This window comes from Knoellia locipacati, from assembly GCF_007992835.1.
In the GTDB taxonomy this organism is placed as follows: domain Bacteria; phylum Actinomycetota; class Actinomycetes; order Actinomycetales; family Dermatophilaceae; genus Knoellia; species Knoellia locipacati.
This window is the reverse complement of record NZ_BKBA01000009.1, coordinates 300,561-314,227: the sequence shown is the minus strand read 5'-3', so window position 1 is coordinate 314,227 and position 13,667 is coordinate 300,561. Positions and strand designations below refer to the sequence as shown.

The window sequence follows — 13,667 nt, the reverse complement described above, 5'->3', positions numbered from 1 at the left end:
GGCGGGCGACGCCGACCAACAGTGAGGTGATGGGCGTGGGTGCTGAGGTCAGCGCGCAGAGCTACACACGCGAGGAGCGTCAGCGCTACCGCGAGAAGGTGCGGCAGAACCTCGACGTGTTCGAGCGGATGCTCACGCAGGACCAGTTCGAGTTCGACCGGCCGATGACTGGTCTCGAGATCGAGCTCAACCTCGTCAACGGGGACTACGACCCGCACTTCGCCAACGCCGAGGTCCTCCAGGCGATCGCCGACCCGGGCTACCAGACCGAGCTCGCGCAGTACAACATCGAGCTCAACGTGCCACCGCGCCCACTGCCCGGCGACTCCGCCCTCGAGCTCGAGGAGGACCTCAGGGCCTCGCTCAACGCCGCCGACGCTAAGGCGCGCGAGGTGGGCTCCCGGCTCGTCTCGATCGGCATCCTGCCCACGATCATGCCCGAGCACTACGAGGGCGAGTGGATCAGCGACAACAACCGCTACACCGCCCTCAACGACTCGATCTTCGTCGCCCGCGGCGAGGACATCTACCTCGACATCCACGGCCCGCACGGGGAGCGGGTCGCGACCTACTGCAACTCGATCGCCCCCGAGTCCGCGTGCACGAGCGTGCAGCTCCACCTCCAGGTGACGCCTGCGGACTTCGCCGACCACTGGAACGCCGCCCAGGCGCTGTCACCGGTCCAGGTGGCGCTGGCCGCCAACTCACCGTTCTTCTTCGGGCAGCGACTGCACGCCGAGACGCGGATCGAGCTGTTCAAGCAGGCCACGGACACGCGGCCGATCGAGCTCAAGAACCAGGGGGTGCGGCCCCGTGTGTTCTTCGGGGAGCGGTGGATCACGAGCATCTTCGACCTGTTCGAGGAGAACTCCCGCTACTTCCCGGCGCTGCTGGCCGAGACCACCGACGAGGACCCGATGGCCCGGCTCGAGGCGGGGGAGGCGCCCGACCTCGCCGAGCTGCGGCTGCACAACGGCACGGTCTACCGCTGGAACCGTCCGATCTACGACATCGTCAAGGGCCGCCCCCACCTCCGCGTCGAGAACCGCGTGCTGCCGGCCGGGCCGACGATCGCGGACACCCTGGCCAACGCGGCGTTCTACTACGGCGCGGTCCGCAAGCTCGCCTCCACCGAGCGCCCCGTGTGGACCAAGATGAGCTTCGCCGCGTGCGAGGAGAACTTCCACCGTGGCGCGCGCGACGGCATCGAGTCGCGCCTGTACTGGCCCGGCTTCGGCGAGGTCGGCGCCGACGAGCTCGTCCTGCGCCACCTCCTGCCGCTCGCCCACGAGGGGCTCGAGGAGTGGGGCGTCTCGCAAGCCGTGCGCGACCGCTTCCTCGGGATCATCGAGGACCGCGCTCGGGCCGGGGTCAACGGGGCCACGTGGCAGACCGAGGCGGTCCGCCGCTTCGAGGACAGGGGGAGCGACCGGCGCACGGCGCTGCACCAGATGCTGGCGGTCTACAGCGAGCACATGGCGAGCAACGAGCCGGTGCACACCTGGCCGCTGCCCTGAGCCTGCTGACGCCCGGAGCGTCGGGACACGCGGGCGTCCTCAGCCCAGGCTGTTCCAGAGCTTGATCGCGGGCTGCTCCCGCTCGTACTCGAGCACGCTCACCGACCCTGCGTCGAGGAGCAGCTTGGCCGCTCCCCGGGGCTGCTCGCGCAGGAACACGGTGGCGAGCACCCGCAGCGCGTGCCCGTGCCCGAAGAGCAGCACGTCGCGCGAGCGGAGGACGGGCGCCGCCCGCAGCAGGACGCGGGAGGCGCGCGCAGCGACCTCCTCGACGGTCTCTCCGGGGGTCGCCCCCGGGACGACGCCGTCCTCGAAGACCGCCCAGTCGTAGCCGAGCTCGGCCCGGATGTCCTTGGTGGTGCGGCCCTCGTAGGCGCCGTAGTCCCACTCGACGAGGTTGTCGTCGACCTCGGCCCGCTCGCCGAAGCCGGCGATCTCCGCGGTGCGCAGGGCCCGCTGCATCGGCGACGACAGGACGAGACCGACGTCGAACGGGGAGAGCCGCTCGGCGAGCGTCGCGGCGTCCGCCTCGCCCTGCTCGGTCAGCGGCAGGTCGGTGGTCCCGGTGTGCTGCCCGGACTCGCTCCACTCGGTCTTGCCGTGGCGGACGAGGACGATGCGTCCCTCGGGGACAGCGGGTGCGCCGGTCATGGTCGTCACTCTGGCAGGATCCCGGTATGCCGCGCCACCTGGCCTTCCTGAGGGCCGTCAACCTCGGTCCGACCCGCAAGGTGCCCATGGCCGAGCTGCGCGAACGCCTCGGGGCAGCCGGGTTCACGGACGTCGAGACCCACATCCAGACCGGCAACATCGCCCTGACGTCGAGGATGCGCTCGCAGGCCAAGGTCGAGGCCGCCATCGAGGAGCTGCTCCTGGAGTGGCGCGACTTCGAGGTGCCGACGATGGTGCGGTCGCCGGCCGAGCTCGCGGGCCTGCGCAGGGCGGTCGACGCCACTGCGCCCCTCCTCGCCGAGGGCGCCCGGCGCTACGTCGCGTTCGCCAAGGGCGAGGTCGGCACGGACGCGCGGGCCGCGCTCACGGCATACGGGGACACGCCGGAGCGTTCACGCGTCGTGGGGCGCGACATCCTCCTGGAGATCGACAGCGAGTTCCACACGGCCAAGCTGGCCGGGGCCAAGCTCGAACGGCTCGCCGGAACGCCCCTCACGGCGCGCGACCTCAAGGTCGTCCGCGCCCTCGACGAGAAATGGAGCACCACATGACCGACACGGAGCACGGCGTCGCGCAGGAGACGGGCGGCACGGGCACGGGCCACCGCTCGGTGACGATGACGCGGACCTCGCACGGCGAGTTCGACGTGACCAACGTGCGTGGCGGGACGATCCACATCGGCACGGGGGAGAGCGACGACTTCACGCCCGTGGAGCTGCTGCTCACCGCGATCGCCGGGTGCAGCGCCGTCGACGTCGACTTCATCACGAGCAAGCGCGCGGAGCCCACCGAGTTCACCGCCACGAGCGCCGGGGTCAAGGCCAAGGACCCGGTCAAGGGCAACCACATGACCGACCTCGAGGTGACCTTCCGCGTCCGCTTCCCCGAGGGTCCCGAGGGTGACAAGGCCCGCGAAATGCTGCCGCGTGCGATCGCCCAGTCGCACGACCGCCTGTGCACCGTCTCCAGGTCGGTCCAGCTCGGCACGCCGATCACGATGCGGGAGGACTGAGCGGTGGCCCGCTACCTCGACGTCCACCCCGTCGACCCGCAGCCCCGCTCGATCGGCCAGGCCGTGGCCACGCTCAGGGAGGGCGGTCTCATCGCCTACCCGACGGACTCCGGCTACGCGCTCGGCGCGGCACTGGGCAACCAGTCGGCCAAGGACCGCATCCGCGACATCCGCAAGCTCGACGACAAGCACCACTACACCCTGGTGTGCGCCGACTTCGCCCAGCTGGGGCACTTCGTCCACGTCGACAACTCGGTCTTCCGCGCGGTCAAGGCGTCCACGCCGGGGCCGTACACGTTCATCCTCCCGGCGACCGGCGAGGTGCCGCGCAGGCTGCTCCACGCCAAGAAGAAGACCGTCGGCGTCCGCATCCCCGAGCACCCCGTCGTGCGGGCCCTGCTCGCCGAGCTGGGCGAGCCGATGCTCACGTCGACCCTCATCCTCCCGGGCGAGAGCGAGCCGATGACCGACGGCTGGCAGGTCAAGGAGGAGCTCGACCACGTCGTCGACGTCGTCATCGACTCGGGGGAGTGCGGCAGCGAGCCCACCACCGTCGTCGACCTCTCCGGCGACGTCCCCGAGGTCGTGCGCGTGGGTGCCGGCGACCCGAGCCGCTTCGAGGAGTGACCGCGCCGGTGACGCCGGAGCCACCGTTCCCCGGGCTCGTCATGCGGGCGATGACCCGTCACGGCGTCGTCCCGAGCCGGGGCTACGTCACGCTCGAGCACGACGAGGCGCTCGTCAGCCACTACCCAGCCGAGCCCGACCGGCCCTTCGTCGTGCACTGGACCCACTCCGAGCGCGAGCCCGCCGACGTCTTCGGTGACCTCACGGCACACCTCGTCGAGCACGGAGCGCGCAGCACCGAGTGGTGGTTCCGCGACGACTCGACCCCGGTGGGTCTCGAGGAGCTCGTGCTCGGCGCCGGAGCGGTGACGACCGAGGACCAGGTGTGCGTGGCGCGTGCCGTCGGCGGCACGGTGCCGGCGTTCGCCCCGGGTGTCCGGGTGACCCTCGTCCAGGACGCGGCGGGCCTCGACGCCGTCGTCGCCATCGGTGCCGAGGTCTTCGGCAACCCGGTCCCGCCCGACCGTGAGGCCCACCTCGCCGAGGTTCTCGACGACCTCGAGAACGCGCGCAGCGCCTGGGTCGTGGGCTGGCTCGACGACGAGCCCGTCGGACGTGCCAGCGTCGGCTTCGAGTGGCAGGTCGCACCGCTCGTCGGGGCCGCGGTCCTGCCGCACGCGCGACGACGGGGCGTGTATGCCGCGATGCTCGCCGCCCGTCTCGACCTCGCGGCGACGGCGCGGTGCCACACGGCGATCACCAAGGCGCGGCGCACCGAGTCGCTCCCGCTGCTGCTGCGCGAGGGGTTCCAGCCGATCGGCCACGAGCGCGCCCACCTGCTCCACGTCACTCCCTGACGTGCGTCACCCCCACCGGCTCAGAGCCCCTGGATGCCGGTGGGGGTGACTGCGGACCTCCCGGGAGGAATCGGGCGGTCGTCGCGCTGCCGGGACGAACTCCCTGATCACCCGGTCGGCAACGCAGGACCAACCTAGGAAGGCGCGGGTCAGCATCGGGTCTGACGCCAGTCAAGACTTGGTATGCCGGGTCAGGGCTGTGTGTCCTCCGCAGGTCCTACGGTGGTCGCCATGGGTGCGTCGGACGTCGTCGAGCTCGCCTTCGAGGCCGAGGTGTGGGAGTGGCGCGGCCCGGCGCCCTACCACTTCGTGTCCGTCCCGGACGAGCTCTGTGACGAGGTGCGCGACGCCGCCGAGGTCGTGAGCTACGGATGGGGGATGGTGCCCGTCGCGGTGAGCATCGGCGACACGTCGTGGACGACGTCGCTCTGGCCCAAGGACGGCGGCTACGTCGTCCCGCTCAAGGACAGGGTGCGGCGTGCCGAGCAGGTCGAGCTCGGCGACGTCGTGGCCGTGGAGCTGCGGGTCGACCTGGTGGTCTGAGCACCGATGACGGCGGGTCGCGTTGTGCCGCAACGGTTTTCGACTAGCTGACGCTCTCACTGAGGACGAAGACGCGCACCCGCCTGCGGTCGTTGATGCGCGAGCGGTAGCGGCGGTAGCCGTCGTAGAACGTCGCGGCCCGGGCGAAGACCTCCTCGACCTCGGCGGGGGTGGCGGGGCGTGCCTGCGCCCGGATGCTGCGTCCCCGGTAGGTCAGCGTGCACTCCGGGTCTGCCTCGAGGTTGAGGACCCAGGCGGGGGTGGACTCCTGGCCGAAGTTCGTGCCGAGCAGGGCGAGGTCACCGGCCAGGGGAGTGGCGATGAGGTGGCTCGTGCGTCGTGCTCCGGAGCGCCGCCCGGTCGTGGTGACGGTGAGGACGGCGATCCCCGTCAGGAGGCCGGGTGCGCTGTGTCGGCCACCGGTGAGGCGTGAGACCGCGGTGTCGAGGTGGCGCAGGGTGCGTGAGAACACCCAGCCGCCGGCGCGGGTCCCGCCGAGCCATCGCACCGCGGCCTGCGCGGGGTTGGCCGTGCTGTGGTGGTAGCCGAGGTCGCTCGCCAGCCCCACGGCTCAGCTCACCGGCTCGAGCCGACGGCTGACGACCCACGCGTGCTTGCCGACCTGCCGCACCCGGGTGAAGCCGAGGTCCTCGAAGAGCTCGAGGGTGGCACTGAAGAGGAACCGGCCGGGGGCGTCTCTCCCCGCTGTCATCTCGGGGATGGCCTCGACCACACCGCCGCCCGCCCTCGCGATGAGGTCCACCGCACCCTCGACCGTCTGCCGGGCCACGCCCTGCCCGCGGTGCCGCTTGTCGACGAAGACGCACGTGATCCGCCAGTCCGGCACCGGGGGAGGGTCCTGCTCGTAGGCCCTGCGGTGCTTGATCCCGGGCAGCTCCTCGACGTCACCGAACTGCGCCCAGCCCTGGACGGCGCCGTCGTCGTCGACGACGAGGGCCGCGTGGGCGCGGTCGGTGAGCACCCGCTCGTGCTTGGCCTCGCGGTGGTCGACGGTGCGCTCACCACGGTCGAGGTGGAAGCCGATGCACCAGCAGCCACCGAAGATGCCGTTGTTGCGGTCGACGAGGTCGGCGAAGCCGTCCCACGAGTCAGGTCCCAGGGGGATGACACGGAAGCCCATAGGCTTGACGATATGGCTGATCTCACCGAACCGTGCCCGAACTGCGGCCGTCTCATGCGATGGGAGACCTCCCACGAGCGCTGTGACGGGTGCGGTTACATCCGCCCGTGCTGCGAGGGTGCGCCGTGCCCGATCCCCTGAGGTCCCGGCTGAGCCCGCGCCAGCTGGGGTTGCTCGACGCGTGGCTGCCCGGTGCGCAGGTCGTGCGGGACCACAGCTGGGGGCTCACGAGCACGGTCGTGCTCGAGGTCGCGGTCGACGACAGGACGTATGCCGTCAAGGCTGCGGCACCGGACGACCACCACCTCGTGCATGAGCTCCGGGCCCACGCGCAGTGGCTCGAGCCGTGGACCTCGGTGGGGGCGGGGCCGATCCTGCGGTTCGGTGACGAGAGCGCGCGCATCCTCGTCACCGAGTGGGTGCCGGGGTCGTTGGTGCAGGGGAGTGGCGCAGAGGGGGAGACCGAGACCTACCGACAGGCCGGTGCGCTGCTGGCCCGGATGCACGGCCAGAGTGCCGTCGAGGACCCCGGTCACGAGGGGCGGGAGACGGCCCGGATGCTCGCCTGGCTCGACCGTCCGCACGGGATCCCGGGGGACCAGGTCGAGCGCGTGCGTGCCGAGGTCGAGCGCTGGCCCGACGACGTCGCCGTGCTCGTGCCGACGCACGGCGACTGGCAGCCGCGCAACTGGGTGGTCGACGACGGCACCGTCCGGGTCATCGACCTCGGCCGGGCCGACCTCCGTCCGGCGTACACAGACTGGGCCCGGCTGGCCGTCCAGCAGTTCGTCGGGAGACCGGACCTCGAGCGCGCGTTCGTCGAGGGCTACGGCTCGGACCCGAGGGAGCCCCGGGCCTGGCGTCGACAGCTCCTGCGTGAGGCCGTCTCGACCGCAGCCTGGGCCCACCAGGTCGGTGACGAGGGTTTCGAGGCGCAGGGGCTGAGGATGCTCGTGGCCGCGCTCCAGCACGACGACTCGACGCAGGAGGTGTCATGAACGGCTCGGCTGCCGTCCCGGGCGACGACGAGGTGGAGGTCAGCGCGCTGGCGATCAACGTCACCGTTCCCGAGTCGCTCCAGTGGCACGACTCGCGCCGCGGCGAGCAGTTCCTGCTGACCTCGATCAACGTGCGGTTGCTGCCCGACGGGCACGTCGCCGCCAAAGCGTACGGCCGACCGGTCGCCGGTGGTCGCGGCGGCTACACGTCGTTCCGCGTTCCGGACCGGCCCGAGCTCGCAGCACTCATCCACGCCGCGGCCACCCGTGCCAGCGGCATGTGGGGATCGCACCGCGGTCTGGGCTGAGGCGGTGAGGGGGAGGTTCCGTGGGCGCTTCCCTGACGTCTACTTGACATAATGTTGATTATCGGCGTAATTCATGAGGTGCGAGAGGGGGTGCTCTCACACGGTGAAGACGCCCCAGCAGAGGTCGTTGCGCAGACGCTGGTCGTCGAGCACGAGCTCGCGGATGCGCTCCGGCAGCTGCTCGCGCTGCCACGCACACTCCCGTCGTCCGAGCTCGAGACCTGTGTCGCCCGGAGCCGTCTCGCGCACCGCCTTGATGGCGTATGCCGCGGCGCCCAGCTCGTGTGCCGCCACGTGGGCCACGCATCCGGCCTGACCCGCCGCGTAGGCCGCGTTCCTGGCGGCTCCGCCGATCGGCCGCGCTGCTCCCATGGCGTGCCCACCCAGCGCCCGGGCGTCCATCATCGCGACCTCACCGCGGGCCCACGCCCGGATGCCGTCGATGGCCGTGCGTGGACGCCGGTCGTCAGGCTGGTCGGACTCGAACAGCTCGAGCACGTGTTCGGCGCAGTCTGCGGCCCAGAGCGCCAGCAGCCGGTGGTCGTCGTCGGTGAGCGTCCCGCCACGACGGATCGTCGTGAACCGTGGATCTCGCGTCCCCGGCAGGATCATCGACGCCACGCACCCTCGAGCATGGCTCGACCCTAGACGTGACCTCCGGCGGCGCGGGACCCGGAGAGAACTGCGTTGCGGCGCCGTCGCAGCCGTCCCTACGGTGGCTCCATGACCTCAAGGTTCCACGGCATCAACATCGAGGCGCACGACCCGAGCCGGGTGGGCCGCTTCTGGGCCGGGGTGCTCGGTTGGGAGCTGGTCGAACACCTGTCCGGGGAGGTGGTGGCGCTCCCCCACGACGGGACGGCATACCGGATCGCGTTCCGCGCCGCGGACACTCCCAAGCTCGACCAGAACCGGATCCACCTCGACCTCACGAGCGCCTCGGACGAGGAGATGTCGGCAACGGTCGCGCGAGCGCTCGACCTCGGGGGCCGGCACATCGACATCGGTCAGACGCCGGACGACGGCCACGTCGTCCTCGCCGACCCCGAGGGCAACGAGCTCTGCGTCATCGAGCCCGGGAACTCCTTCCTCGCAGACACCGGCGTCATCGGTGCGGTGAACTGCGACGGGTCGCAGGCGGTGGGCTACTTCTGGAGCGAGGTGCTCGGCTGGCCGCTCGTCTGGGACCAGGACGAGGAGACCGCGATCCAGTCGCCCGCTGGGGGTTCGAAGATCACCTGGAGCGGTCCACCGCTGATGCCGCGGCTGGGCCGGGACCGGATGCACCTCGAGCTCGAGGTCCCACCCGCCGACGACCTCGGTGCCGAGGTGGACCGTCTCGTCTCGCTGGGCGCCACCGTGCAGACGCGCCCGACGGGGGCCGAGGGTGCCGCCGTGCTCACCGACCCCGACGGCAACGAGTTCCGCATCCTCACGCTCTGACAGGCCGCTCCCCCGGCGTCGAACGGACTCGATGGAGCCCGAACCCGGTGTGCCGCAACAGAAGAAGGACGCCGAGGCGTCCTTCCACTTCCAAGGTATAGCGCACAGGGGGCCTTGTGGCAAGCGGCTGCTCGTGTCCAGAATTGACGGTCGTGGCCGGACGTCCCGGCCGATCGGAGCGCCGCGTGACCCCCACGACCACCAGCTTTTTCGACCTCCCCGACCGCCTCTCCCCCAAGGCCGAACCGTCCCTGATCGCTGCTGACGAGAGGCACTTCCGCGCCATCTCGCAGAGCCTCGACGAGACCGTGACCGAGCTCCGTGAGCGCCTTCGAGCCAGCCGCAGGGCACCCGGCGGGGCGGGGCGGGCCGCGATGGACCGAGACCTCGAGACCCACCGCCTCACCGGCCGCCTGCACACCCTCGGCCGCTACGGCGTGGACCTGTGCCTGGGCCGCATCGTCCTCGCCGACGAGCCCGAGCCGATCCACGTCGGCCGTCTCGGACTGACCGACGCGGACGGCAACGTCCTGCTCGTGGACTGGCGCTCGCCCGTGGCCGAGGCCTTCTTCGGCGCGACGCACGCCAACCCCATGGGACTGGAGAGCAGGCGCCGCTACCGCTGGAGCAAAGGGCGGGTCACCGACTACTGGGACGAGGTGTTCACTCCGGACGGGCTCGAGAGCCGCGCGGCCCTCGACGACCAGTCGGCGTTCCTCGCCAGCCTGGCGACGAACCGGTCCGAGCACATGCGGGACGTCCTCGGGACGATCCAGGCCGACCAGGACGCCATCGTCCGAGCGGGCTCGAAGGGCGCCCTCGTCGTCGACGGCGGGCCGGGGACCGGCAAGACGGTCGTCGCACTGCACCGGACGGCATACCTGCTGTACTCCGACCCCCGGTTGGGGCACCGCAGGGGCGGGGTGCTCGTCGTCGGCCCGCACCTGCCGTACCTGTCCTACGTCTCGGGCGTCCTGCCCAGCCTGGGTGAGGAGGGTGTCCTCACGTGCACGGTGCGTGACCTCGTGTCCGAGGGGGCCGAGGCGCTGCCGGAGTGCGACGACGCGGTGGCCGCGCTCAAGGCGACGGCGATGATGGTGGGTGCCATCGAGCCGGCGGTCCGGCTCTACGAGGAGCCGCCGCGGGACGGCATGACGGTGCAGACGCCGTGGGCCGACGTCTGGCTCGATCCGGACGACTGGGCCGTGGCCTTCGACGCGCCGGCCCCGGGCACGCCGCACAACGACGGGCGCGACGAGGTCTGGGAGGAGCTCGTCACGATCCTCGTGGACAAGCACGACGAGCTGGAGGCGGACGCTCCCGACGACCTGCTGCGGCGCACCCTGCACCAGGACGCCGAGCTCGTCGAGACCTTCTCCCGGGCCTGGCCCCTGCTCGACGCCGACGACCTCGTCGGCGACCTCTGGACCGTCCCGGCCTACCTGCGGCGGTGTGCCCCCTGGCTCGCGCCGGACGAGGTGCGGCTCCTGCAACGGGAGGACCCCACGGCGTGGACGGTGTCGGACCTGCCGCTGCTCGACGCCGCCCGACGCCGCTTGGGCGACCCCGAGGCCTCGCTCCGGCGGCGTCGCCGGCTGGCCGCGGCACAGGCCGAACGCGACCAGGTGGCGACGGTCATCGACGACCTCATCGCGGCCGACGACGACGGCGAGGGGCTCGTGACGATGCTGCGTCACCCGGACATCCGCGAGAACCTCGTCGACGAGGAGGCGCTGGTGCGTACTGGGCCGGAGACGCTCGCGGGACCGTTCGCCCACATCGTCGTCGACGAGGCGCAGGAGCTCACCGACGCCGAGTGGCAGACGCTCCTCGCCCGCTGCCCGTCGAGGAGCCTGACGATCGTCGGGGATCGCGCGCAGGCCCGGGAGGGGTTCCCGGAGTCGTGGGAGGACCGGCTGCGGCGGGTGGGGCTCAGCCACGTCGAGCTCGCGTCGTTGAGCATCAACTACCGCACCCCCGAGGAGGTCATGGCGCAGGCGGCTCCGGTGATCCGTGCGGCCCTGCCCGACGCCAACGTGCCGACGTCGATCCGGAGCACGGGCATCCCCGTGCGGCACGAGGCGGTCACGCGGTGCGACTCGGTGGTCGACGCGTGGCTCGACGAGCACGCCGAGGGGGTCGCCTGCGTCGTCGGCGACCCGACGTTCGCCGCCATGCCACGGGTGCGCTCGCTCGCGCCCGAGCTCACCAAGGGCCTCGAGTTCGACCTCGTCGTCCTTGTCGACCCGCACACGTGGGGTGACGAGGGCCGGGCGTCGGACGTCCGGGGTGCCGTCGACCGCTACGTCGCGATGACGCGGGCCACCCAGCAGCTCGTCGTGCTCACGACGCCTGGTTGATCCTCACGTGGTTGCCGGCGGGGTCGCGGAAGGCGCAGTCGCGCACTCCCCACGGCTGGTCCGTGGGCTCCTGCGTCACCTCGGCCCCGCTCGCCTGGACCGTGTCGAAGGTCCCCTCGAGGTCGGGGGTCGAGAGCACGATCGTGGCGAAGGTGCCCTTGGCCATCATCTCGGCGATCGTCGTGCGCTCCTCCTCGGTGATGCCGGGGTCGGCGGCCGGAGGGTTGAGCACGATCGAGGGCGTCGTGCTGCCCGCCGGTGCGATGGTGATCCAGCGCATCGCGCCCTGACCGACGTCGGCGAGGACGTCGAAGCCGAGGGTGTCGCGGTAGAAGGCCAGGGAGGCCTCGGGGTCGGTGTGCGGGAGGAACGTGTGGTGGATGCTGATGTCCATGCCGCCGACGTTAGTTCGACGGCGGCTGCGGTGCTTCTCGATTCCTGATCGGTCGCGTGACGGCCTTGGTGACGCACGAGGGCAGCTCGCCGTCGGACTGCTCGGCCCGCCGGCGGTAGGCGCTCGGCGACATCCCCACGAGCTCGGTGAACCGGGTGCTGAACGTCCCGAGCGACGACAAGCCGACCGTGAAGCAGACGTCGGTGACGTTGAGGTCGCCGCGACGGAAGAGCGCCATCGCCCGCTCGATCCGACGCGTCATGAGATAGCTGTAGGGCGACTCCCCGTAGGCAGCCCTGAAGGACCGGCTCAGGTGGCCCGAGGACATGTGCACGTCGCGCGCGAGGGACTCGACGTCGAGGGGCAGGTGGAACTCGCGGTCCATGCGGTCGCGCACCCGTCTCAGCAGCGCGAGGTCGCGCAACCGGTCTGCGTTCACCGAGGAGTCGCTCACACCCCAGATCTTGCACCGTCTCCCCGACGGACGCGGTCCACCACCCGGCTACGCTCGGGTGGTGGACGTGGCTCGGCTCGCTGGCACCGGTGACGAGTTCCGTTCTGCAGCAGTGCTGTTCGCCGACTTCAACCGTGAGTACGACGACCCGGTGCCGGACGTCGACGTGATGACCGGTCACCTCGCCCGACTCGTCGACGGGGGCGACACCAGCGTCCTGCTCGCCGGCGACCCCGCCGTGGCCCTGGCGATCGTGCGCTTCCGCACCGCGACCTGGGCCGACGAGACCGAGGCCTATGTCGCAGAGCTCTACGTCGCACCGGACTCCCGCAACCAGGGGCTCGGTCGGCGCTTCCTCACCGACGTCCTCGACCACTGCCGGACCCGCGGCGCGACCTACGTCGACCTCAACACCTCCGAGGACGACGAGGCTGCGCGTCACCTCTACGAGTCGTTCGGGTTCGACTGCCACGAGGGGCGTGGCGAGGGTCCGCTCGCGATCTACTACGAGAAGCAGCTCTGACGCCGCACACCCGAGTCGTCGGTGGTTTGCCGCCCACTCCCCCGTGTGAGACGCTCACGGCAGAGCCTGGTTCCGGGCTCCCGGACGAGGGGCGCCGTACCTGGCAACGCGACAAGACGGCCCGCAGGAGCTGTTCATCATGTCGTGGTTCGTCCTCGTCCTCTCCGGTGTCCTCGAAGCAGTGTGGGCGACCGCCCTCGGCCGTTCCGAGGGCTTCACCAGGCTCGCGCCCACGGTCACCTTCGGCGTCGCCCTCGTCCTGAGCATGGGCGGTCTCGCGTACGCGATGCGTGACCTCCCGGTCGGGACGGCGTATGCCGTGTGGGTCGGGATCGGTGCCGTCGGCACGGTCGGCTGGGCCATGGCCACCGGTCAGGAGCCCGCATCACTCGTCCGGATCCTGCTCGTCGGGATGATCGTCGCCGGCGTCGTGGGGCTCAAGCTCACGCACTGACCCGGCGACGGGACAGGGTGGCCACCTCGACCTCGTAGCGGCTCGCGGCGCCACCGGGAGTTCTGAAGAACCGTCGGCGCAGTGCCCCCGTGACGTGCACGTGGTCGCCGTCAGTCAGCCGCGCCGCGGACCGGCGGGCGGAACGCGACCAGCAGGCGAGGTCGATCGTGTCGACCGGACCTCCCGCCGGGCGGGCGACGACGAGTCGCAGCGTGACGAGGTCGTCACCGCTGGGCAGCACACGCGACTCCGGCTCCCCGCTCACCCGCCCGGCGAGCTCGACGCTGTTGACGCTGGCCTGCGCCGGGGCCTCCTCGGGAGTACTGCGTGCTCGAGCTGGCATGTCCGTCCCCTCTCCGGGGTCGGCGGCTCCGACGCCCGCCCGAACAGGATGGGATCCGGGGGCACCGCGTCGCCACCTCCG

Annotated in this window: 19 protein-coding genes and 1 riboswitch; of the genes, 12 read left to right on the top strand and 7 right to left on the bottom strand. The window is 71.4% G+C overall.

Annotated elements, in window-relative coordinates:
• Positions 1–29: 29 nt before the first annotated feature.
• A complete protein-coding gene (locus KLO01_RS13065; protein ID WP_147065814.1) occupies positions 30–1,517 on the top strand; it encodes a glutamate-cysteine ligase family protein in 1,488 nt (495 codons plus the stop codon).
• A gap of 39 nt (positions 1,518–1,556) precedes the next feature.
• Here the strand turns inward: KLO01_RS13065 and KLO01_RS13060 are convergent, their stop codons facing one another.
• Entirely contained in the window at positions 1,557–2,168 is a 612-nt protein-coding gene (locus KLO01_RS13060) for a histidine phosphatase family protein (RefSeq protein WP_186828044.1), read from the bottom strand.
• 26 nt (positions 2,169–2,194) lie between these two features.
• Between KLO01_RS13060 and KLO01_RS13055 the strand changes: the two genes are divergently transcribed.
• From KLO01_RS13055 to KLO01_RS13035, 5 genes are all read left to right on the top strand, one after another.
• A complete protein-coding gene (locus KLO01_RS13055; RefSeq protein ID WP_147065810.1) occupies positions 2,195–2,740 on the top strand; it encodes a DUF1697 domain-containing protein in 546 nt (181 codons plus the stop codon).
• Complete coding sequence (locus KLO01_RS13050) at positions 2,737–3,201, top strand: OsmC family protein (RefSeq protein ID WP_246136202.1); 465 nt, start codon at positions 2,737–2,739, stop codon at positions 3,199–3,201. Before KLO01_RS13055 ends, KLO01_RS13050 begins: the two co-directional genes overlap by 4 nt.
• 3 nt (positions 3,202–3,204) lie before the next feature.
• Positions 3,205–3,828 carry an L-threonylcarbamoyladenylate synthase gene (locus KLO01_RS13045; protein WP_147065806.1) on the top strand — a complete coding sequence of 208 codons (624 nt, stop codon included), beginning with the start codon at positions 3,205–3,207 and terminating at the stop codon, positions 3,826–3,828.
• 8 nt (positions 3,829–3,836) lie between these two features.
• A complete protein-coding gene (locus KLO01_RS13040; RefSeq protein WP_147065804.1) occupies positions 3,837–4,625 on the top strand; it encodes a GNAT family N-acetyltransferase in 789 nt (262 codons plus the stop codon).
• A gap of 231 nt (positions 4,626–4,856) precedes the next feature.
• The gene (locus KLO01_RS13035; RefSeq protein ID WP_147065802.1) at positions 4,857–5,168 is read left to right on the top strand and encodes a DUF1905 domain-containing protein; all 312 of its coding nucleotides are present in this window, start codon (positions 4,857–4,859) and stop codon (positions 5,166–5,168) included.
• Between the two features lie 43 nt (positions 5,169–5,211).
• Here KLO01_RS13035 and KLO01_RS13030 read toward each other — a convergent pair whose 3' ends face one another.
• Together KLO01_RS13030 and KLO01_RS13025 are read right to left on the bottom strand one after the other, a co-directional pair.
• On the bottom strand, positions 5,212–5,736 hold the full coding sequence (locus tag KLO01_RS13030; protein ID WP_147065800.1) for a nitroreductase family deazaflavin-dependent oxidoreductase: 525 nt from the start codon (positions 5,734–5,736) through the stop codon (positions 5,212–5,214).
• A 3-nt stretch (positions 5,737–5,739) separates the two neighbouring features.
• A complete protein-coding gene (locus KLO01_RS13025) occupies positions 5,740–6,309 on the bottom strand; it encodes a GNAT family N-acetyltransferase (RefSeq protein WP_186828043.1) in 570 nt (189 codons plus the stop codon).
• A gap of 125 nt (positions 6,310–6,434) precedes the next feature.
• Between KLO01_RS13025 and KLO01_RS13020 the strand changes: the two genes are divergently transcribed.
• Entirely contained in the window at positions 6,435–7,307 is an 873-nt protein-coding gene (locus KLO01_RS13020) for a protein kinase family protein (RefSeq protein WP_147065798.1), read from the top strand.
• Positions 7,304–7,615, top strand: coding sequence for a hypothetical protein (locus KLO01_RS13015; RefSeq protein ID WP_147065796.1), 312 nt, complete (start codon positions 7,304–7,306; stop codon positions 7,613–7,615). Before KLO01_RS13020 ends, KLO01_RS13015 begins: the two co-directional genes overlap by 4 nt.
• A gap of 96 nt (positions 7,616–7,711) precedes the next feature.
• Here the strand turns inward: KLO01_RS13015 and KLO01_RS13010 are convergent, their stop codons facing one another.
• Positions 7,712–8,227, bottom strand: a complete 516-nt coding sequence (locus tag KLO01_RS13010; RefSeq protein ID WP_147066111.1) for a putative immunity protein — start codon at positions 8,225–8,227, stop codon at positions 7,712–7,714.
• Between the two features lie 111 nt (positions 8,228–8,338).
• Here KLO01_RS13010 and KLO01_RS13005 point away from each other — a divergent pair, with 111 nt between their 5' ends.
• Positions 8,339–9,058, top strand: coding sequence for a VOC family protein (locus KLO01_RS13005; protein ID WP_147065794.1), 720 nt, complete (start codon positions 8,339–8,341; stop codon positions 9,056–9,058).
• A gap of 185 nt (positions 9,059–9,243) precedes the next feature.
• Complete coding sequence (gene helR, locus KLO01_RS13000; protein ID WP_147065792.1) at positions 9,244–11,418, top strand: RNA polymerase recycling motor ATPase HelR; 2,175 nt, start codon at positions 9,244–9,246, stop codon at positions 11,416–11,418.
• Here the strand turns inward: helR and KLO01_RS12995 are convergent.
• Together KLO01_RS12995 and KLO01_RS12990 are read right to left on the bottom strand one after the other, a co-directional pair.
• Positions 11,402–11,812 (bottom strand): VOC family protein, encoded by a 411-nt coding sequence (locus tag KLO01_RS12995; RefSeq protein WP_147065790.1) that lies wholly within the window; start codon positions 11,810–11,812, stop codon positions 11,402–11,404. The genes helR and KLO01_RS12995 overlap by 17 nt on opposite strands.
• 10 nt (positions 11,813–11,822) lie before the next feature.
• Positions 11,823–12,266 carry a helix-turn-helix transcriptional regulator gene (locus tag KLO01_RS12990; RefSeq protein ID WP_246136201.1) on the bottom strand — a complete coding sequence of 148 codons (444 nt, stop codon included), beginning with the start codon at positions 12,264–12,266 and terminating at the stop codon, positions 11,823–11,825.
• 67 nt (positions 12,267–12,333) lie between these two features.
• Here KLO01_RS12990 and KLO01_RS12985 point away from each other — a divergent pair, with 67 nt between their 5' ends.
• Both KLO01_RS12985 and KLO01_RS12980 read left to right on the top strand, forming a co-directional pair.
• A complete protein-coding gene (locus tag KLO01_RS12985) occupies positions 12,334–12,789 on the top strand; it encodes a GNAT family N-acetyltransferase (protein ID WP_246136200.1) in 456 nt (151 codons plus the stop codon).
• A gap of 59 nt (positions 12,790–12,848) precedes the next feature.
• Positions 12,849–12,915, top strand: a riboswitch (guanidine-III (ykkC-III) riboswitch).
• Positions 12,916–12,928: 13 nt separating this feature from the next.
• Positions 12,929–13,243 (top strand): DMT family transporter, encoded by a 315-nt coding sequence (locus tag KLO01_RS12980; RefSeq protein WP_147065785.1) that lies wholly within the window; start codon positions 12,929–12,931, stop codon positions 13,241–13,243.
• On the opposite strand, the gene KLO01_RS12975 is transcribed toward KLO01_RS12980, so the two are convergent.
• Positions 13,233–13,586: a single-stranded DNA-binding protein gene (locus KLO01_RS12975; RefSeq protein WP_147065784.1), complete on the bottom strand. Its 354-nt coding sequence runs from the start codon at positions 13,584–13,586 to the stop codon at positions 13,233–13,235. The genes KLO01_RS12980 and KLO01_RS12975 overlap by 11 nt on opposite strands.
• Positions 13,587–13,667 lie beyond the last annotated feature (81 nt).